The sequence below is a fragment of the Shimia sediminis genome, assembly GCF_003990645.1.
Classification (GTDB): domain Bacteria; phylum Pseudomonadota; class Alphaproteobacteria; order Rhodobacterales; family Rhodobacteraceae; genus Shimia; species Shimia sediminis.
Genome location: NZ_RYZK01000005.1, coordinates 178880 through 198462 on the forward strand (window position 1 = coordinate 178880; position 19583 = coordinate 198462).

Genomic DNA, 19583 nt, shown 5'->3' on the forward strand with positions numbered 1-19583 from the left:
AATCCGGAGGCGAGGCATTAGAGCGTCGGAATGCCGCCCAAAGTCAGCTTGGTGACGAGATCGGCGTAGTCCTCGCGGGCGTCGGCGCCTGCACCGGTGTTCCACATGTAGTACCAGTTCAGCATGCCGAAGACCGACATGGTTGCGGCGCGCAGCTTGTTGGAATCGCCTGAGAAAACATCCGGGGCAATGGACAGCACGATGTCGCGGACAAAGTTCACCATGTCACGCTGATAGCCGCGCAAGAGGGTCTGCTGATCCTCGGGCAGGGCCGACATGGAGCCGATCTGAACCTGGTGTTCGTGATCGGCCCCCTGATAGGCACGCAACGTGACGCCAATCACGCTGCGCAGCTGTTCCGGCGGCGTGAGGCCGGTCATATCGGTGCCACAGATGACATCACGCAGCTCCCGCAGGTAGGTCTCGAGGATGTCGAACAGCAAGGCGTCCTTGCTGTCGTAGTAGTGGTAGATATTGGCCTTGGAGATCCCGCACTCGCGCGCGAGCATCGACATGGATGCGCGGTCATAGCCTTCGGTCGCGAACACCTTGGCGGCATTCGTGAGGATCTGTTCGCGCTTCTGGTCGTGGTCTTTTGCGATTGTGCGGGCCAAAACTTACTCCTTGTCGCGGTTGTCGATAACACGAACCGCCTTGCCTTGGGAACGTTCAACCTGACCCGGATCGCCAACGATGACCTCGGTCGAAACACCGATCATGTCCTTGATATGTTTGGTCAGCATCCGCGCGGCGGCGGTTTTTGACAGGTTGTCGGCGGCTTCGGGCGTGGCCTCGACATAGACGCGCATCGCGTCCATGCGACCGGCCTTGTACAGCTCGATCTGGAAGTAGGGCGCGAGGCCACCGGTGGCCATGACCTGTTCTTCCACTTGCGTCGGGAAAACGTTGACGCCACGCAGGATGATCATGTCATCCGAGCGCCCGGTGATCTTGGCCATACGGCGCATCGTGCGGGCGGTGCCCGGCAAGAGCGTGGTCAGATCGCGCGTGCGATAGCGGATCATCGGCATGCCCTCTTTAGTGAGGGTGGTAAAGACCAGCTCGCCCTCTTCGCCGTCCTCGACCACTTCGCCGGTCGCGGGGTTGATGATCTCGGGGTAGTAGTGGTCTTCCCAGACGTGCAGGCCGTCCTTGGTTTCCACGCATTCGTTGGCAACACCCGGCCCCATGATCTCGGACAGGCCGTAGATGTCGACAGCGTGCATGTCAAAGGCGGCTTCGACCTCGAGACGCATGGCGTTGGTCCAGGGTTCAGCGCCGAAGATGCCCACCGAGAGCGACGAGTCGCGCGGGTCGAGACCCGCTTTGCGGAAGCCTTCGAGGATGTTGAGCATATAGGATGGCGTGACCATGATGCCGTCGGGCTTGAAGTCATTGATCAGGCCGACCTGTTTCTCGGTCTGGCCGCCGCCCATGGGCACGACGGTCGCCCCAAGGCGTTCGATGCCGTAATGCGCGCCAAGGCCGCCGGTGAAGAGGCCATAGCCATAGGCGTTGTGCACCATGTCGCCTTTACGCAGGCCCGAGGCGCGCAAGGACCGCGCCAGCGTGTCGGCCCAGACGTTGATGTCGTTCTGGGTGTACCCAACCACGGTGGCCTTGCCGGTGGTGCCGGAAGAGGCGTGGATGCGGATGATTTCGTTGCGCGGCACGGCAAAGAGGCCAAAGGGATAGTTGTCGCGCAGGTCATTCTTGTAGGTGAAGGGGAACTTGGCGAGGTCCTTCAGGTCCTGCAGATCGTCGGGATGCACGCCGGCCTCGTCAAAGCGCTGCTTGTACATCGGCACGTTGTCATAGGCGTGGCGCACCGACCATTTCAGGCGCTCAAGCTGCAGGGTGCGAATCTCGTCAATCGAGGCAATTTCGATCGGGTCCAGGTCGGATTTCTTTGGGCTAAGGTCTTTCATGGCGTCCTCCTCGGCGGATTACTCTTCAAATAGCTGGCCCTTGATCGCGCGGGAAAAGCCCCGGAATTCCGCGATTCTCGTGCCGTCTTGATTGGTGACCTGAACGTCGCATATGCCACTGCGTCCGGTCAGGCTGATTTCGGTGGCCGTCGCGGTCAACACGTCGCCGACGCGCCCGGGCGCGAGATAGCTGATCATGTTGTGCTGGGCCACGGTGGATTGGTTGCGGCTGTTGCAGGCAAAGGCAAAGGCGCTGTCGGCCAGCGCAAAGGTGATGCCGCCGTGACAGATGGCGTGGCCGTTGGCGTGGTCTTCGCTGACGGTCATCTGCAGCACGGCGCGGCCTTCGTCCATCTCGACAATCGACATGCCGAGCATCTGGCTGGCCCGGTCGCCTGCCCACATGGCGGCGGCGGATTTTTCTGCGCGTTCCTTGGGGGTCATGGTCAGTTCCCTTTGAAGACCGGTGCGCGTTTTTCGAGGAAAGAGGAAACCCCCTCGGCGTAATCCGCGCTTTCGCCACAGGTTTTCATGGCGTCGGCCTCGAGTTCAAGGTGTTCTTTCAGCGTGTCCACTGCGGACGCCTGAATGCACTGTTTGGTCAGGCCAAGACCGAGGGTCGGGCCGTTGGCCAGGGTTTCGGCCTGTGCGCGGGCGGTGGTCATGAGGTCTGCGTCAGCCACGGCCTTCCAGATCAGGCCCCAGTCTTCGGCCTGTTTGGCGGGCAAGGGCTGGGCGGTAAAGGCCAGACCCTTGGCGCGCGCTTCGCCCAGAAGGCGGGGCAGATGCCAGCTGCCGCCGGTGTCGGGGATCAGGCCCACCTTGGAAAACGACTGAATGAACTTGGCGCTTTCGGCGGCGAACACCATGTCACAGGCCAGCGCGAGGTTGGCCCCTGCCCCGGCAGCGACACCGTTGACCGCGCAGATGACGGGGAAATTCAGCGAGCGGATCAGGTTGACCAGCGGCGCATAAAAGGTGCGCACCGTATTGCCGAGGTCCGGCGGGCCATCCATTTTCGAAGGGTCACGATCCCCAAGATCCTGACCGGCACAAAAGCCGCGCCCGGCCCCGGTCAGCAGGATCGCACGCGCGCCGGCATCCCGCGCGTGTTCGATCTCGGAACGCAGGGCGTAGTGCATCTCGTCGTTGAACGAGTTCAACCGATCCGGGCGGTTCAATGTAATTTCCACCCAGTTCCCGTGGTCTTGCGCAAGAATCGTATCGCTCATGACGGTCCTTTGTTCGATTGTTTCGATCTTGTTCTTGCATAAACCGAACGGTTGGTCAATAAAACACTGCAACGTGATTCTCAAAATGCGGAATATTTAGACATGTCTGAAAATCCGACGAGGAAAGTTACAAAGTTTTCGGGTTTCTCTGAAATCCGTATCTCTTTGTGCCCAGAGGGATTTGCGCCCTCAATGGGTCCACTCGCACGCAGAAACCCCATAAAACACAGGGTATCTGAGGAAATCACGCATGAATTCATGAGCTTGCCGGGTATGAAATCTGGCGCGCCGTGGACCACACCCGCGCGTTTTCGTGCGGTTTAAAAAATGAACCGGGTGTGTTGATGGTTACAAAATTAACAATTAACACATTCACAATTATCTTGTTTACTACGCCTTAATTGGGAGGACCAAATGGCTAAATTCACAAAACTCACCTCGCTTCTGGCTGGCGCGGCCATGGCCGTGACCGGTGCCGCGGCATTTGCTGCGGACTATACGCTGACCATTTCAAGCTGGGCACCGCCCACCCACGGCATCAACGCAATGATGTGGCCGAAATTCGTTGAGATGGTTGAAGAAGCCACCGACGGCAAGGTGACCGCAGAGCTGAAGCTGGGCATGGCCCCGCCCCCGGCACAAATGGACCTGGTCATGGATGGCGCTGCCGATCTGACCATCATCTTCCACGGCTATCAGGCGGGTCGTTTCACCGCGACCAAGATGATCGAACTGCCCGGCTATGAAGGCTCAGCCGAAGCCGCATCCGTCGCTTACTGGCGCGCTTATGACAAGTACCTGTCGAAAGCCGACGAGCACCGCGGCGTGAAAGTTGTCGCCCTGCACACACACGGTCCTGCGCAGCTGCACTCGAATGCTGCCGTGACTTCGCTGGCGGATGTTGCCGGTCTGAAAGTGCGTATCCCCGGTGGTGTTGGCGGTGACGTCGGCAAGGCGCTGGGTGCCACAGGTATCGCGGTTCCTGCGCCTAAGGTTTACGAAACGCTGGCCTCGAACGCGGCTGACGGCGTTGTGATGCCTTTCGAAGGTCGCAAAGGCTTTAAGCTGACCGAAGTTGCCAAGAACGTCTATGAAGTTCCCGGTGGTCTCTATCGTGGATCGTTCGCGTTCATCATGAACGAAGACATGTTCGCCGATCTGCCTGCCGACCTACAGGCCGCGCTGGAAGAAAAAGTCTTTGGTGAGCCGCTGAGCCGTGAGATCGGCAAGATCTGGGACGAGATCGACGCCATTGGTCGTGACGCCACCACCTCGACCGAAGGCAATGCGATCAACGCCGCGACCGCGGAAGATCTGGCCAAGTTCGAAGCGATTGCTGCAGAAGTACGCGCCAGCGTCATCGCCGAAGTCGCCGAACAAGGTGTCGACGCACAAGCCGCCTATGACATGATCGCCAAGGAAATGGCGGCCTACTAAGCCTGCCCTTGAACCCGGTGTTTCGGCGCCGGGTTCATCCCCTCACCCCGTTTTCGAAGAAAGGGCTGCCGCATGGCCTCTCTGCTTCAACTGTTCCGCCGACTGAGTGTCGTGCCGGTTCTGGTGGCCTCGGTCGCCTTGTTCATTCTCATGGTCATGACCTTTTGCGACGTGATCCTGCGGTCCATCTTTAACGCGCCGATCGAGGCTGCGACTGAATTGACCCGGATCCTGATGGCCATTCTGGTGTTTGCGGTTTTGCCCGTGGCCTCGGCCCGCGGCGATCACATCGCGGTTGACCTGACGGACGGTTTCTTTGCCCGTCTGGGCCTGTCCCGCCTGCGCGACGGCATCGTTTATCTGGCCTCGGGCATCATGTTGTTCTGGCCGATCCAGCGGGTCTGGATCCTGGCCGAACGCGCCCGCGATTACGGTGACGTCACCGAATACCTGGCCATCCCACAGTTCTATGTGGGCTGGTTCATCACAGTTTTCACTGCCCTGGCTGCCATCGCGATGATCGTGGTGGGCCTGTTGCACCTTTTTGCCCCCCGCCTGCTTGTGGAGAGCCGCTCATGACCGCCGCACTGATTGGATTTGCCATTGTTCTCGTGCTGGTGCTGGTGCGCCTGCCGATTGTGTTTGCCATGGGGCTGGTCGGAACGCTGGGCTTTGCCTATGAGCGGGGCGGCTCGATGTTCTCGGAGCGGGGCCTGAAGGCCGCGATGTCGATGGTGGGCCGCCAGATCACCGATACCGCACAGGATTACGGCCTGTCGGTGGTGCCGCTGTTCATCCTGATGGGTCTGTTCGTGAACAAGGGCGGCATGGCCAAAGAGCTATACGCGGTGTCGAACGCGTTCCTTGGGCACATGCGCGGCGGGATCGCCATGGCGACCGTCGCGGCCTGTGGCGGGTTTTCGGCGATCTGTGGATCGTCGCTGGCCACCGCGGCCACCATGTCGAAGGTCGCGATGCCCGAGATGCGCCGCTATGGCTATTCCGACGAGCTGTCGACCGCGTCGATTGCTGCCGGGGGCACGTTGGGCATTCTCATTCCGCCCTCAGTCATTCTGGTGATCTATGGTCTCTTGACCGAGACGTCGATTGGCAAGCTGTTCATGGCGGGCATTCTGCCCGGCGCCATGGGCATCCTGTTCTATCTGTTCGCCGTGCGCTGGACCGTGTGGCGCGACCCGAACGCGGGCCCTGCCGGGGAGCGCGCGGGCTGGGGTGAGCGGTTGATGGCGATGAAGTCGGTCTGGGCTGTCTTGTTGCTGTTTTTCCTGGTGATCGGCGGGCTTTACGGTGCGTTTGATTTCTATCCGCTGAACCTGACCTTCTCACCCACCGAGGCGGCGGGCATGGGGGCGATGGGCGCCTTTCTGATCGCCCTGTCGCGTGGTGGTCTGACCATCAAGTCGACGCTGGAAGTGCTGAAAGAGACCTCATTCACGGCGGCGGCGCTGTTCGCGGTGCTGATCGGGGCGCAGATCTTTTCGAACTTTATCAACCTCGCAGGCCTGCCCGAGGCGCTGATTGCCATGGTCACGGCCTATGACGTGCCGAACTTTGTGGTGATCCTGATGATCCTGGGTATCTACATTATCCTCGGCTGCGTATTTGAATCGCTGTCGATGCTGCTGTTGACGGTGCCGATCTTTTTCCCGCTTGTCACGAGCCTGGGATATGATCCAATCTGGTTCGGGATTGTGGTTGTTGTTGTGACGGAGATTTCCTTGATTACACCGCCGGTGGGTCTCAACGTGTTCATCCTGAAAGGGGTTGTGGGCGATGTGTCGACCGGCACGATTTTCCGGGGTGTTACGCCGTTCTGGATTGCCGACATCTTTCGGCTGGCGCTGATCGTGCTGATCCCGTGGATCGTGCTGGTGCTGCCTGAACAAATGGGCGCGATGGGGCACTGATGTTTGTTCTGACCAACCTGCCCGAGGGGTTTCACGACGATCCCTACCCGCATTACCAACGCTTGCGGGAAGAGGCGCCCGCTTGTGTGCAGCCCGATGGCAGCGTGATCGTCTCGCGCTATGAGGATCTGGACCGGATCTATCGCGACACGACCACGTTCATCTCGGACAAGAAGGCGGTGTTTGGCCCCAAGTACGGGGTGGACTCGCCGCTTTACGAGCACCACACCAATTCGCTGGTGTTCAACGATCCGCCGCTGCACACCCGCGTGCGCAAGGTGATGGTGGGGGCGATGACCCCCCGCGCGCTGGCGCAGATGGAGCCGGGGCTGGAAACGCTGATCGCGGGCCTGCTGGACGAGATGGACGGTCAGGCAGAGGTTGAGCTGATCGAGGCCTTTGCGGGCGCGATCCCGATTGAGGTGATTGGCAACCTGCTGGGCATTCCCCATGAGTTGCGCGATCCGCTGCGGGACTGGTCGCTGGCCATTCTCGGGGCCTTGGAGCCTGCGCTGACGCCGGAAGAGGAGGCGCTCGGCAACCAGTCCGTCACGGATTTCAAGGTCTTCCTGCGCGACATCATCGAGGATCGCAAGGCCAACCCGCGTGACCCGGAAGTGGATGTGCTGACGCGGCTCATCCACACCGAGGGCGATCACCTGACCGAGGTCGAGCTGTATCAGAACTGTATCTTCATCCTGAACGCAGGGCATGAGACCACAACCAATCTGATCGGCAATTCGATTGCCTTGCTGGATCAGCACCGGGACAAACGCGCCGAGTTGATTGCCAATCCGCAGCTGATCACCACGGCGGTGGATGAGTTCCTGCGCATGGAAAGCCCGAACCAGTTTGGCAACCGGCTGACCACAGCCGAGGTTGAGATGCACGGGTTCACCATTCCCAAAGGCACGGATATTCACCTGTGCATGGGCGGCGCAAACCGCGACCCGGCACAGTTCCCGAACCCCGATGAGATGGTTTTGGACCGCCGCCCGAACAAGCACATCGCCTTTGCTGGCGGCGCGCATACCTGTGTCGGCCTGACGCTGGCCCGCATGGAGGGACGCATTGCGGTGGGGCGTTTCCTGGAGCGTTATCCGAACTACGAGATCCTGCCCGGAGCGCTGCGCGGAGGCCGTCTGCGGTTCCGGGGCTTTGCCAGCCTGCCCGCACGTTTGGGTTAGGCCGTCAGACTTCATTGGCATGGTTTTCCCGCTAGTGATCCGGGAGGCCGCCTGACCACTTTTGGGGACCAAGGCTTTTGAAAAAGCCTTGGCAAAATTCTTTGAAGAATTTTGGCCCGCCGCGACAGGGACACGTATCAGCAGACGTTGAGTGGGTCTCGTGTCGCAAACTCATTGACCGACCGTTCGGTCGTGTATTAGACTGTCCGGCAAAGACCGGATTCGAACGTCGCGGGATGCGACAGGACGAGGAGACAAGAAATGACTGTCCAACAGATTTCCAGCTTTGCCGCAGGTGAGTGGCTGGCCCCCGGCGCGGGCGCGCGCAACATTGCCAGTGCCGTCACCGGCGAGGTGATCGCCAGCGCGGGCAACAATGATCTCGACGTGCAGGCGATGCTGGACTACGGGCGCAATGTGGGTGGCCCTGCCCTGCGCAAGATGACCTTTCACGACCGCGCGCGGATGCTGAAGGCCGTGGCGCTGTACCTGCGCGAGCATCGTCAGGCGATGTATGATCTTTCGTTTGACACAGGTGCCACGCAGTCCGACCACATGATCGACATTGATGGCGGCATCGGCACCATGCTGGTCTTTGCCTCGAAAGGCCGTCGCGAGATGCCGGACGGGCATGTCTATCTGGACGGTGAGATTGAGCAACTGTCGCGCAACGGCACATTCCTGGGGCAGCACATCTGCACGCCCTTGCAGGGTGTTGCGGTGCATATCAACGCCTATAACTTTCCGGTTTGGGGCATGCTGGAAAAACTGGCGCCCACCATTCTGGCGGGTGTGCCTTGTATCGTGAAACCTGCCACCAACTCGTGTTACGTGACCGAGCTGTGCGTGCGGCTGATGATCGAGTCCGGGCTGATGCCTGCGGGGTCCGTACAATTGGTTTCGGGCGGTCTGGGCGACATGCTGGACCGGTTGGGCATGATGGATGTGGTCAGCTTTACCGGCTCTGCCGATACCGCGCTGAAGCTGCGGTCAAACCCGATCCTGTTGGAGAACTCGGTACGGTTTGTGGCGGAGCAGGATTCCCTCAACGCCTCGATCCTCGGGCCGGATGCGGTGCCGGGAACGCCCGAGTTCGATCTGTTCGTGAAAGAAGTGCAGCGTGAGATGACCACCAAGGCGGGGCAGAAATGTACCGCGATCCGCCGCATCATTGCGCCGGAAAACACCGTTCAGGCGGTGATCGAAGCGCTGTCGGACCGGCTGGCCAAAACCGTGATCGGTGATCCGCGTCTGGACACCACCCGCATGGGGGCGCTGGTCTCTGGCGGTCAGAAACGTGACGTGCTGGAGAAGGCCGCGATCATCGGTCAGGAAGCGGAGCGCGTGTTTGGCGATCCGGAGAATTTTATCGTGGATGGGGCGGACGCCGAGAAAGGCGCCTTTGTGCCGCCGATGCTGTTCCATTGCGCCAACCCCGACAGCGCCGAGCGCGTGCATGACACCGAGGCCTTTGGCCCGGTCAGCACGATCATGGGCTACCGCGATGTCGATCACGCGATTGAGCTGGTCAACAAGGGCATGGGCTCGCTTGTGGCCTCGGTCATCACCCATGACGCCGATGTGGCGCGTCAGGTGGCGATTGGCGCAGGCGCCTATCATGGGCGTCTGTACTTTAACAACCGCGACTCGATGAAAGAGTCGACCGGCCATGGCTCGCCCCTGCCCCATATGGTGCATGGTGGCCCCGGTCGTGCCGGTGGTGGCGAGGAAATGGGCGGCGTGCGCGGTGTGAAACACTATATGCAACGCACCGCCATTCAGGGTTCACCCGATATCCTTTCGGCGATTGGTGGCACCTGGGTGCCCGGTGGCACAGAGATCAAAGGCCCGGCGCATCCCTTCACGCGCAGCTTTCACGAGGTGTCGATTGGCGAAACGCTGCACACCGAGCCGCGCACCGTCACGATGGACGACATCGAGCATTTCGCCAATTTCACCGGTGACACCTTCTATGCCCACATGGATCAGGAGGCCGCCGAGCGGAACCCGTTCTTTCCGGGGCGCGTGGCGCATGGTTATCTGTTGCTCAGCTTTGCGGCGGGTCTGTTTGTCGAGCCGAACGAAGGGCCTGTTCTGGCCAACACCGGTCTGGACAACTTGCGCTTTATGAAGCCGGTCTCGGCCGGGGACAGCATCAAGGTGCGCCTGACGGTCAAGAAAAAGACCCCGCGCAATGATGAGTACGGCGAGGTGCGCTGGCACGTGACCCTGACCAATCAGGATGACGAGATGGTTGCGGAATACGAGCTGCTGACCATGAACGCCTACTGAGGTGTCGGGGTAGGTCGGACAAAGTTTGTCCGACCTACGGGTGCTCTGGCCAAACACCGCAAGCCCGGATATTGAATGGGCATGCGTGAAGACCCCAAAACCTGGTTTGCCGAGAGCGTCGAAGTTCTGACCTACAACCGCAATCAGCGGGTGTGGTCGATCATCGTGACCATTTTTGGCGATCTCGCCCAGCGCCCCGGTGACCGGATCAGCGGCGCGGTGCTGTCACGCCTGACCGAGCCGATGGGCATCAAGCCCGAGGCCATGCGGGTGGCGTTGCACCGGTTGCGGGGAGATGGCTGGATTCAGAGCGAACGTGAAGGGCGCGCCAGCCACTACTCGTTGACCGAAAGTGGCCTGGCGCAAAGCCGCGCCGCCAGCCCGAGGATCTATCAGCGCAGTCTCGACACCCCTGAGGCCTGGCAATTGAGCGTCGCCCCCCCGGCGCGGCAGGGCGGCAAGGGGGCCCGGGACAAGGCGATGCGCCGTAAAGGCGTGCTGCCGGTGGCGCCGGGAGTGTTCCTGACCTCTGCCCAGGCTGAGACGGTGCCGGACAGCCTGACCATGGTGGGCATCGTGGATCATGTGCCTGACTGGCTGCGCCACAAGATCGCGCCTGCGCCGGTGATGCTGGCCTATGAAGACCTTGAGATCGCGCTGGACCGGTTTGCGGCCAAGTGCGAGGCCATGCCGCCGCTTGGCCCGTTGCAGATCGCGACGCTGCGCACGATCCTCGTGCATGTCTGGCGCAAGGCGCTGTTTTCCCATGCCGACCTGCCGCCGCATTTCTTTCCCGAAGGCTGGAAGGGTCCGGCGTGCCGCAGCAAGGCGCTGGACCTGCTGGACCGGCTCGGCCGCCCCGAATTGGCGGTGCTGGAGCAGGCCGGGGCAAGCCCCTAGGCATGGATTTGCAAAGCTCGGACTATCAGGCGTTCAAGCTTTGGCTGTCCGATGTTTTGCCGATAGACCGGGATATCCTGCATGTGCTGATTGGCTTGCTGCTGGTGGGGATCGCCGTTCTGTGGTGCCGCAGGGGGGTGCGGTTGGCACCCTTTGTGGCAGCCCTGAGCGGGGCGCTGTTGCTGGGTGTTGGCATGGAGCTGCTGGACATGCGCGATAACATCCAAACCCTTGGCCGCTGGCGCTGGCAGGCGAGCCTGTGGGATGTCGCACGCACGATCCTGATCCCCGCGATTGCGGTGATGGTGGTGGCTTGGAAATTGCGACGGGTGGGCTGAGCCCTAGTCGTCGAGCGCGGTCAGCTCATTCAGGAGGTCGATCAGCACTTCGTGGCGATCATCGCCCAGCCGTTCCCGCAGGTCGGTCAGAATCTTGCGAGAGGTGTCCATGTTGACGGCGATGATGTGGCGTCCCGTTTCCGTCGCGCGGATGATCTGGCGACGGCGGTCGGATTCATCACGCTCGCGGGTGACAAAGCCTTTGTCTTCGAGTTTCTGCAGGATGCGTGTCAGGCTGGGCAGCAACAGAACCGCGCGTTCAGCGATTGACGTCGGGTCCATCGGCCCCTCTTCGTCCAGCACACGCAGGACCCGCCATTGCTGTTCGGTGACACCGGCATCGGCCAGCATTCCGCGGATCGGCCACATGACACGTTCTCGGGCGCGCAGGAGCGCGATGGGGAGGGATCGGGTGGTGGACGGGTTTTTAGTCTTTGACGCCATAGATCATTCATGCACGTTGCCATTCAAAAGGGCAATATGGATTGGGTTGTCAACGTTGTCGCACTTTGTTAACTTGTTAAACAAAAGCAGCATGAAAATCTGAGGGAGACGCCATGAACTGGGATGATTTTGCCAAGTGGGGTGCAAAGTTCGCGGATTGGGCCAAGAGCTATCACGAAACCATTCGCGACCGTCCGGTCCGGGCACAGGTGGCACCGGGCGAGGTATTCAATGCGCTCCCCGTGACCCCGCCGGATACGGGCACCGACATGGAAGAGATCTTTGCCGATTTCGAACGCATCGTCATGCCGGGCATCACCCATTGGCAGCATCCCCGCTTTTTTGCCTATTTCCCGACCAATGCGACCCCGCCAACGGTGCTGGCCGATTACATGATCGCCAACCTGTCTGCACAGTGCATGCTGTGGCAGACCTCGCCCGCCGCGACCGAGATGGAAACCCGCGTTCTGGATTGGTTGCGTCAGGGCATGGGGTTGCCCGAGGGTTTCCACGGCGTCATTCAGGACAGCGCCAGTGGCGCCACACTGGCCGCCGTGCTGACAATGCGGGAAAAGGCACTGGGCTGGGCCGGTAACATCGAAGGGCTGCCCGGACAGAAACCTCTGCGCATCTATGCCAGTTCCGAGGTGCACACGTCGATTGACCGGGCGATCTGGATTTCGGGCATTGGTCAGGACAACCTGATCCGCATCCCGATTGCAGGTGCGCAAAGGGGCATGGACCCGGCGGCGCTGGATGCGGCCATCCGGGCCGATCTGGATGCGGGCATGGTGCCGGCTGGCGTCATCTTGTGCGTTGGCGGCACGGGCACCGGTGCGACGGACCCGATTGCCGACTGTATCGCGGTTGCCAAAAAGCACGGGCTTTACGTGCATGTTGACGCGGCATGGGCCGGGAATGCGATGATCTGCCCCGAGTTCCGGCCGCTGTGGGACGGTGTCGAGCACGCCGACAGTCTGGTCTTTAACCCTTACAAGTGGATTGGCGGACAGTTTGATGGGTCGGTGCATTTTGTGCGCTCGCCCGAAGATCTGACGCGCACCCTGGCGATCAGCCCGGAGTACCTGAAGACCCATGGCAAGGATGGGATCATCAATTATTCGGAATGGTCGGTGCCGCTGGGACGGCGGTTCCGCGCGCTCAAGCTGTGGTTTCTCATTCGCTCATACGGTCTGGACGGGTTACGCGGCAGGATTCGCAACCACGTCGCGTGGTCGCGAGAGCTGCACGACAGGCTGGCGCGGGAGCCGGATTTCGAGATCGTGACACCGCCGATGTGGTCGCTTTGGACGTTCCGCTATGCGCCTGAAGGGGCGGAAGACCTCGACGCGCTCAATCTTCGGCTGGTCAATGCGATCAATGACGATGGCCGTATCTACCTGACGCAGACCCGCGTGGACGGGGCGCTGGCGATCCGGTTTCAGGCCGGGCATTTCGATGCCACGCGCGAGGATGTCATGATGGCCTATGATGTGATCTGCGAGATCGCACGGGGTTTGCGTTGAGAGATTACGCGGGCAAGGCCTGATCCAGTTTGGCGGCGGCAAGCGCATAGCCGCCGGACGCGCCATCGACAAAGTGCATGTGCCCGGCATCGGTCGCAGAGGGCACAAGGCAGGTCATCATGGCCTGCGCCTGCGTGTGCAGACCATAGTTGACGAGGCCCTGCTCTGCGGCCTCTTTCAGAACCACTTCGATCCGCGCCTGCGCCTGGGCGTCGCAATCGAGGGTCATTTTCAAGCCGTCATCGAATTTGCGGAAATCGGCGTTGGGGCCAATGCTGCGGCGATAGTCCGTTGAGTTGAACCTGCCCATGCGCAGGCGCGCGGAGAAGATCACAAAGATCATCAGGTTCAGCGCCAGAAGCGACAGTTTCTTCAGCCAAACGGGGCGCGTGCCGTGCTGGGCCTGGGCCTCGATCCCAAGGCCCGGTGGCGGGAACCCGAAGCCGGGGCCATCGTCAGGGACCGGGTGGCCGCCACGGTCATTGCCATCGGTGGTGCGGATGACGTCTTGCGCGACCTTGGCAAAGGCCTCGGGCGAGACGCCGGCGCTGGGTTTCATGACCAGCGACAAGATGGTTCCGTTTTGCGCGTCCATGTTGGACCAACGGCACGAGAGGCCGGTGAGGTCGGGGGCTGTCACAGGATCAGGCGTGTCGAGCATGCGCAGGTTGCCGGCTTTCATCTGGGTTTCGGCCCAGGCCAGCCCACCGCCAGAGAACATGGCAAAGTCGACCGCCTCGGACGGAGCGTGGCGCGCAACGCGCACGTCCTGTCCAGCGCGACGGATGTCGGCGACGGTGACCATGGCAACACGCAGGGTGATCGAGAACTCTTGCTCGGCCCAATGCTGCACCGCCAGGAGCGCGCGTTCGGCGGCCACGCGTTGCGTTGGCCAGACCGCAAAGCCTGCACCGTCCCCGGCAAAAATGTAGGGCACGGGCCTGAGCTCGGCGGCATTAAGCTGGGCAGAGATCACCGCAGCGCCGACCATGTTCACAACCTTGTAGCGCCCGGCGGCAATCTCGTTGGTGGAGCCGACAATATCCGCCACGCCCACCACCCAATCATCGGGCAGAGGCATATAGGCATCAGGCGCTGCGAGACGGGAAAACTCCGCAATGCGGGGCAGGTTTTTATAAAAATCTTGGGTTGAATGCGGCAAATGCTGGTCCATGGTTCAAAGCTGTCCCTTTCTATTGATACGTAGGTGGGCGCGGTTCGGATCAGTACAACGCACGATGGCGCACAAGCACGTGAAGCGACCTCTTGCCTTTCATGCGTGGCTGGGGTCATGTCTTGGGACTTGTCGAGGGGACCCGAAGATGCGCGCTGACCTGATCCTGTTGTGCTTTGCCTATGTGCTGAGCCAGTTCTTTCGCTCGTTTCTGGCGGTGCTGACGCAGGTCCTGAAGACCGATATCGGGGCAACGCCCGAGGATCTGGCCTTTGCCTCGGGGCTCTGGTTTCTGATCTTTGCGGCGATGCAGATCCCGGTGGGGGCCGCGCTGGACCGGATCGGGCCGCGATTGACCTCGTCGGCGCTGCTGCTGATCGGCGGCGGTGGCGGGGCACTGTTGTTCTCTTTCGCGACAACGCCCGCGCATATCAATGTCGCCATGGCGCTGATCGGGATCGGCTGTTCGCCCGTGCTGATGGCGAGTTATTACATCTTTGCGCGCAGCTATCCGGCGGCGCAGTTTGCCACGCTGGCGGCGCTGATGCTGGGCGTCGGCTCGGTCGGCAATCTCGTGGCGTCCTATCCGATGGCCTGGGCCGCCGAGGCAATCGGCTGGCGCATGTCGCTGGTGGCGCTTGCCGCGTTCAGCGCGGTGACGGCGATCGGTCTGGGGCTGATGGTCAAGGACCCGCCCAAGGTCGAGCATGACGAAAAAGGATCGGTTCTGGATCTGTTGAAGATGCCGGCGCTGTGGCTGTTGTTCCCGCTGATGTTTGTCAATTACATGCCCGCGGCCGGAATCCGGGGCCTGTGGATTGGCCCCTATCTGGGTGATGTCTTTGCCATGACAACCGGCCAGATCGGCACGGCGACGCTGGTGATGGGGCTGGCGATGATCGGCGGAACGCTGGTCTATGGCCCCTCGGACCGGATATTTGGCACCCGCAAGTGGGTGATCGTTGTCGGCAACACGCTGGTCGCGCTGAGTTGCTTTGCTCTGGCGTGGTTCATCGAGAGCGGCCCGGTCACGGCCATTGCGCTGATGGCGGCCGTGGGGTTCTGCGGCGCGTCGTTTCCGGTCATCATTGCCCATGCCCGCAGTTTCTTTCCCCCGCATCTGACGGGGCGCGGCGTGACGCTTTTGAACCTCTTTGGCATCGGCGGCGTTGGCGTGATGCAGCCCCTGTCGGGCAAGCTGCACGGCGCGATGGCAGACAGCGCGCCAGTGCTGGCCTATCAGACATTGTTTGTCCTGTTCGGGTTGCTGACCCTTGTGGGTGTCGCGATCTACCTGTTCAGCCAGGACAGAACGGACTGATCCCATGGCTGATGAGATCGAGGTCATTGCCCCGAACCTGAACCGGCGCTTGTCGGGTGTGACGGCGACGGTGATTGCGCTGGTGCCATATCAGGTGAAGAAGATCGGCATCGTGGCGACCGGCGTTGCGCTGCCCGAGGGGCTGCCCTTTGTGCCTGTGTGGAAGCTGCCGTTTCTCAAGCGCCGGATGCGCGTCTGGCACGCACGGCGCAACAATGAAATGATGCTGGGCATTCTGCTGCGGACATTGGGGTTGATGCGGTTGAAGCTGGTTTTCACCTCATCCTCGCCGCGCAAGCGCGGGGGATTGACCCGGTGGATGGTGTCGAAGATGGACGCCATTGTTGCAACGGCCCCGCAGAATGCCGCGGTGATGCCGGGGGACCCGGTGATCATCCCGCACGGGGTCAACACCGAGGTGTTTGCGCCTGCGTCGTCAGACATCTTTGGCGCAGGCGATCAGAAACTGATTGGCTGTTTTGGACGGGTGCGCGAGAAAAAGGGCACCCATCATTTTGTCGAGGCGATGTGCGAGTTGCTGCCGGATCACCCGGAGTACACGGCCATTATCATGGGGCGGATCACGCCGGACAATGACGCCTATGGCAAGGCGCTGAAAGCGCGGATCGCCAAGGCGGGGCTGGAGGAGCGCATCCTGTTCAAGGACGAGCGTCCCCTGGCTGAGATGCCAAGGGCGTACAATGCCCTGTCGCTCTATGTGGCGCCCTCTCTTTTGGAGGGGTTCGGGCTGACCCCGTTGGAAGCCCTGTCCTGCGAGGTGCCCGTGGTGGCGACAGATGTCGGCGCGTTCCGCGATTTTGTCAGCCAGGACTGCGGTGAGATCGTGGCCAAGGATGACGCCCCGGCCCTGACCCAGGCGGTTGGCAGGATGCTGAGGCGCGACCTGGGCGCGATGGGGGCTGCGGGGCGGCAGCGGGCGCAGGCGCAGTTCGGGCTGGACCGCGAGGCGGACGCGCTGGTCGATCTCTATCGCGGGCTTTTGGACGAGGGCTGAGCCGCATTGATCGCGGTGCGAAATGTCCCACTTCACGAAAAACCAAGAGCGCCCCCTTTTGCCCAAGGGGAATCGGCGCTAATAGGGCGCGTCGCAATATTGGAGAGATAACATGGGTTATCGTGTTGTTGTCGCCGGTGCCACGGGCAACGTGGGCCGCGAAATGCTGAACATCCTGGCCGAGCGCCAGTTCCCGGTGGATGAAATCGCCGCTCTTGCCAGCCGTCGTTCGCTGGGTACTGAAGTCAGCTTTGGTGACAAGACCCTCAAGACCCAGGACATCGAACAGTTCGATTTTGCGGGCTGGGATATGGCGCTGTTTGCCATTGGGTCAGACGCGACCAAGGTCTATGCCCCCATCGCGGCCAAGGCAGGCTGCGTGGTGATCGACAACTCGTCGCTTTACCGCTACGACCCCGATGTGCCGCTGATCGTGCCGGAGTGTAATGCCGATGCGATCCACGGCTATTCCAAGAAAAACATCATCGCCAACCCCAACTGCTCGACCGCGCAGATGGTTGTGGCGCTGAAACCGCTGCACGACCGCGCCAAAATCAAGCGTGTTGTCGTGTCGACCTATCAGTCGGTTTCGGGCTCGGGCAAGGATGCCATCGACGAGCTGTGGGATCAGACCAAGGCGCAGTACAACCCCACCGACGACTATCAGCGCAAGGTCTACACCAAGGACATCGCGTTCAACGTCATTCCCCACATCGACGTCTTCATGGACGATGGCTCGACCAAGGAAGAGTGGAAGATGGTCGCCGAGACCAAGAAAATCGTCGACACCTCGATCAAAGTGACTGCGACCTGCGTGCGGGTGCCGGTATTTGTGGGCCACTCGGAAGCGGTGAACATCGAATTCGAAGAGTTCCTCGACGAAGACGAAGCGCGCGACATCCTGCGCGAAGCGCCCGGCATCATGGTGATCGACAAGCGCGAAGACGGTGGCTATGTCACCCCGCGCGAATGCGTCGGAGACTTTGCCACCTTCATCAGCCGCATCCGCCAGGATTCGACCGTTGAGAACGGCATCAACCTGTGGTGCGTCTCGGACAACCTGCGCAAAGGTGCTGCGCTGAACGCGGTGCAGATTGCGGAAACGCTGGGCCGGGAAGTTCTGAAAAAGGGCTGAGCCTGCGATATTTGAGTTTGGCAAGGGGCGTCCTGCGGGGCGCCCTTTTTCTATGGATCGGGGTCAAGCACTTCTTCACAGGCAGAGGAGGCCCCGATCACACGCTCTGCAAGTTTCTGATGACTGTGGCCTGGGAACGGCTTGCCAAACCGGCGCAAGAGCGCGGCGTAGCCATACCCAAGCTCCGAGGCTTTACACAGCCGTGTCCCCGCTGGGTGGCTGTGCAGGGCAAGAGCGCCCCCGGCCTCGCGAAAAGCGAAGCCCTTGTCTGCAAGCCGTGTTGTCAGGTCAGGCCAGCTTACTGCCACAGCAAGATCGCGTGCGAGGAGCTTCCGCAAGGAGGCGAGGAGCGGCTCATCCGCCCGTTTGGGCGTCTTCGCAGGGGTGGTGCGGCGCTTGGTCTCGGCCTCGAGCGCACAGCGCACCAATTGGCCAACGCTGATGTCCGCGTCTTTCGCCAGCGCGGCCGCCGCCCGCAACATGGGTTCCGGCAATTGAAGGTGAACTTGCTGCTGTTCCATGGTCTGAACCGTGGCGCAACAGGGTTAGCACAGGGTTAAGCTGCCCCATTTCTGCCACGCCAAACACAGTGTTTCCGCAAAGTGTCAAAAGAAATGCCCTAATTCCTTGCCAGAAGAGGGGCACAGGTTTACCAACGCGTTAACCAACTGATAATGTTGCTAAAATCCGAACGGACTGTTTCCGTTTTCGGGTCTATTTGCCATGCTGTCGCCTCATTTCGTACGATTTTGGCCACAGTTCGTCCGCATAGTTAATCTCATCAAGCAAGGGCAAAACGCTTAGGAGACTGACACAATGCGCAAAGAGTTCTACACCCCCCGTATCGAAACTGCCGGCCAACCCGGAGCATCGCTTCTCGATAAGGCCCGTCAGCGCCGTCTGCGCGCCTTGCTTGTGTGCGAAGAGACCGAAGAGAACCTCTTCATCTAAACGCCCCCCAGGCAAAACTTCTTCCGTTTGTTTCGCACAAGAGAAAACGGTCCCGCCATCCCGGCAGGACCGTTTTCTTCTTTTTCACAGGGTCAAACGGGTTCGAAGGCGGCGCTTTGGGCGTTGTAGCATTCCAAGCCGCCTTCGCCGATATCGTGCCACAGACCGTGCAGTGTCAATTCGCCGGACTGCACGCGGTCGGCGACAAAAGGAAAGCTCATCAGGTTTTCCAGCGACACCAGGACCGATTCGCGTTCCAGTGCGCTGGCGCGTTTGTCGCTGTCCTTAATCTTGGAGACCCTTTCGTACCCGGGACGCAGCGTGTCCATCCAGCGCCCGACAAAGCTCTCTTTGCTTTCCAAGGCCGGTGCATTGCCTTCGCACATGTCCATGCAGCCGCGCACGCCGCCGCATTGCGAGTGCCCCATGACCACCACATGCGCCACCTTGAGCGCGGTGACGGCGTATTCAATTGCGGCCGAGGTCCCGTGCTTGTTGCCGTCTGGCTCATAGGGCGGCACCAGATTGGCGATATTGCGGTGGATGAAGAACTCGCCCTGATCGGCACCAAAGATCGAGGTCACATGCACACGGCTGTCACAGCACGAGATGATCATGGCGCGCGGATGTTGTCCTTGGGTCATCAGGTGACGGTACCAGCTTTGGTTTTTCTCGTAGGTGGTGGCTTTCCACCCCTGAAAGCGCTGGACCAGATAGTTGGGCAGTGGCTTGGCGTGTTGCATCGTCTCTCCTCAGCATCCCGGTTTCAGTGGGG

20 protein-coding genes are annotated in these 19583 nt (G+C 61.0%); 12 read left to right on the forward strand and 8 right to left on the reverse strand.

What is annotated here, in order from left to right:
* Positions 1 to 17 precede the first annotated feature (17 nt).
* The 4 genes from EK369_RS12940 to paaG are packed head-to-tail and all read right to left on the reverse strand — an operon-like array spanning position 18 to position 3160.
* Positions 18 to 614, reverse strand: coding sequence for a TetR/AcrR family transcriptional regulator (locus EK369_RS12940; RefSeq protein WP_127114679.1), 597 nt, complete (start codon positions 612 to 614; stop codon positions 18 to 20).
* Positions 615 to 617: 3 nt separating this feature from the next.
* Positions 618 to 1928, reverse strand: a complete 1311-nt coding sequence (gene paaK, locus EK369_RS12945; RefSeq protein ID WP_127114680.1) for a phenylacetate--CoA ligase PaaK — start codon at positions 1926 to 1928, stop codon at positions 618 to 620.
* Between the two features lie 18 nt (positions 1929 to 1946).
* Positions 1947 to 2372 (reverse strand): hydroxyphenylacetyl-CoA thioesterase PaaI, encoded by a 426-nt coding sequence (gene paaI, locus EK369_RS12950; protein WP_127114681.1) that lies wholly within the window; start codon positions 2370 to 2372, stop codon positions 1947 to 1949.
* A gap of 2 nt (positions 2373 to 2374) precedes the next feature.
* The gene (gene paaG, locus EK369_RS12955; RefSeq protein ID WP_127114682.1) at positions 2375 to 3160 is read right to left on the reverse strand and encodes a 2-(1,2-epoxy-1,2-dihydrophenyl)acetyl-CoA isomerase PaaG; all 786 of its coding nucleotides are present in this window, start codon (positions 3158 to 3160) and stop codon (positions 2375 to 2377) included.
* A 414-nt stretch (positions 3161 to 3574) separates the two neighbouring features.
* Between paaG and EK369_RS12960 the strand changes: the two genes are divergently transcribed.
* From EK369_RS12960 to EK369_RS12990, 7 genes are all read left to right on the forward strand, one after another.
* Positions 3575 to 4597, forward strand: coding sequence for a TRAP transporter substrate-binding protein (locus EK369_RS12960; protein ID WP_127114683.1), 1023 nt, complete (start codon positions 3575 to 3577; stop codon positions 4595 to 4597).
* A 72-nt stretch (positions 4598 to 4669) separates the two neighbouring features.
* Positions 4670 to 5176: a TRAP transporter small permease gene (locus EK369_RS12965; RefSeq protein WP_127114684.1), complete on the forward strand. Its 507-nt coding sequence runs from the start codon at positions 4670 to 4672 to the stop codon at positions 5174 to 5176.
* On the forward strand, positions 5173 to 6525 hold the full coding sequence (locus EK369_RS12970) for a TRAP transporter large permease (RefSeq protein ID WP_127114685.1): 1353 nt from the start codon (positions 5173 to 5175) through the stop codon (positions 6523 to 6525). Before EK369_RS12965 ends, EK369_RS12970 begins: the two co-directional genes overlap by 4 nt.
* The gene (locus tag EK369_RS12975; protein ID WP_127114686.1) at positions 6525 to 7712 is read left to right on the forward strand and encodes a cytochrome P450; all 1188 of its coding nucleotides are present in this window, start codon (positions 6525 to 6527) and stop codon (positions 7710 to 7712) included. The genes EK369_RS12970 and EK369_RS12975 overlap by 1 nt, the downstream gene beginning before the upstream one ends.
* 261 nt (positions 7713 to 7973) lie before the next feature.
* On the forward strand, positions 7974 to 10004 hold the full coding sequence (gene paaZ / locus EK369_RS12980; protein WP_127114687.1) for a phenylacetic acid degradation bifunctional protein PaaZ: 2031 nt from the start codon (positions 7974 to 7976) through the stop codon (positions 10002 to 10004).
* A gap of 81 nt (positions 10005 to 10085) precedes the next feature.
* Positions 10086 to 10904, forward strand: a complete 819-nt coding sequence (locus tag EK369_RS12985; protein WP_164726995.1) for a PaaX family transcriptional regulator C-terminal domain-containing protein — start codon at positions 10086 to 10088, stop codon at positions 10902 to 10904.
* Positions 10905 to 10906: 2 nt separating this feature from the next.
* Positions 10907 to 11242 carry a hypothetical protein gene (locus EK369_RS12990; RefSeq protein ID WP_127114689.1) on the forward strand — a complete coding sequence of 112 codons (336 nt, stop codon included), beginning with the start codon at positions 10907 to 10909 and terminating at the stop codon, positions 11240 to 11242.
* Between the two features lie 3 nt (positions 11243 to 11245).
* Here the strand turns inward: EK369_RS12990 and hpaR are convergent, their stop codons facing one another.
* The gene (gene hpaR / locus EK369_RS12995) at positions 11246 to 11686 is read right to left on the reverse strand and encodes a homoprotocatechuate degradation operon regulator HpaR (protein ID WP_127114690.1); all 441 of its coding nucleotides are present in this window, start codon (positions 11684 to 11686) and stop codon (positions 11246 to 11248) included.
* A 113-nt stretch (positions 11687 to 11799) separates the two neighbouring features.
* Between hpaR and EK369_RS13000 the strand changes: the two genes are divergently transcribed.
* Positions 11800 to 13212: a pyridoxal phosphate-dependent decarboxylase family protein gene (locus tag EK369_RS13000; RefSeq protein WP_127114691.1), complete on the forward strand. Its 1413-nt coding sequence runs from the start codon at positions 11800 to 11802 to the stop codon at positions 13210 to 13212.
* Positions 13213 to 13216: 4 nt separating this feature from the next.
* Here EK369_RS13000 and EK369_RS13005 read toward each other — a convergent pair whose 3' ends face one another.
* Positions 13217 to 14386, reverse strand: a complete 1170-nt coding sequence (locus EK369_RS13005) for a DUF3095 domain-containing protein (RefSeq protein WP_127114692.1) — start codon at positions 14384 to 14386, stop codon at positions 13217 to 13219.
* Between the two features lie 148 nt (positions 14387 to 14534).
* Here EK369_RS13005 and EK369_RS13010 point away from each other — a divergent pair, with 148 nt between their 5' ends.
* The 3 genes from EK369_RS13010 to EK369_RS13020 all read left to right on the forward strand — a co-directional run bounded on the left by EK369_RS13010 (position 14535) and on the right by EK369_RS13020 (position 17857).
* On the forward strand, positions 14535 to 15707 hold the full coding sequence (locus EK369_RS13010) for an MFS transporter (RefSeq protein WP_127114693.1): 1173 nt from the start codon (positions 14535 to 14537) through the stop codon (positions 15705 to 15707).
* Between the two features lie 4 nt (positions 15708 to 15711).
* The gene (locus EK369_RS13015) at positions 15712 to 16722 is read left to right on the forward strand and encodes a glycosyltransferase family 4 protein (protein ID WP_127114694.1); all 1011 of its coding nucleotides are present in this window, start codon (positions 15712 to 15714) and stop codon (positions 16720 to 16722) included.
* 112 nt (positions 16723 to 16834) lie between these two features.
* The gene (locus tag EK369_RS13020; protein ID WP_127114695.1) at positions 16835 to 17857 is read left to right on the forward strand and encodes an aspartate-semialdehyde dehydrogenase; all 1023 of its coding nucleotides are present in this window, start codon (positions 16835 to 16837) and stop codon (positions 17855 to 17857) included.
* A gap of 50 nt (positions 17858 to 17907) precedes the next feature.
* Here EK369_RS13020 and EK369_RS13025 read toward each other — a convergent pair whose 3' ends face one another.
* A complete protein-coding gene (locus EK369_RS13025; RefSeq protein WP_127114696.1) occupies positions 17908 to 18378 on the reverse strand; it encodes a relaxase family protein in 471 nt (156 codons plus the stop codon).
* A gap of 295 nt (positions 18379 to 18673) precedes the next feature.
* Here EK369_RS13025 and EK369_RS22305 point away from each other — a divergent pair, with 295 nt between their 5' ends.
* Positions 18674 to 18808: a hypothetical protein gene (locus tag EK369_RS22305; protein WP_268920613.1), complete on the forward strand. Its 135-nt coding sequence runs from the start codon at positions 18674 to 18676 to the stop codon at positions 18806 to 18808.
* A gap of 92 nt (positions 18809 to 18900) precedes the next feature.
* Here the strand turns inward: EK369_RS22305 and EK369_RS13030 are convergent, their stop codons facing one another.
* Entirely contained in the window at positions 18901 to 19551 is a 651-nt protein-coding gene (locus EK369_RS13030) for a carbonic anhydrase (RefSeq protein WP_127114697.1), read from the reverse strand.
* Between the last annotated feature and the right edge of the window lie 32 nt (positions 19552 to 19583).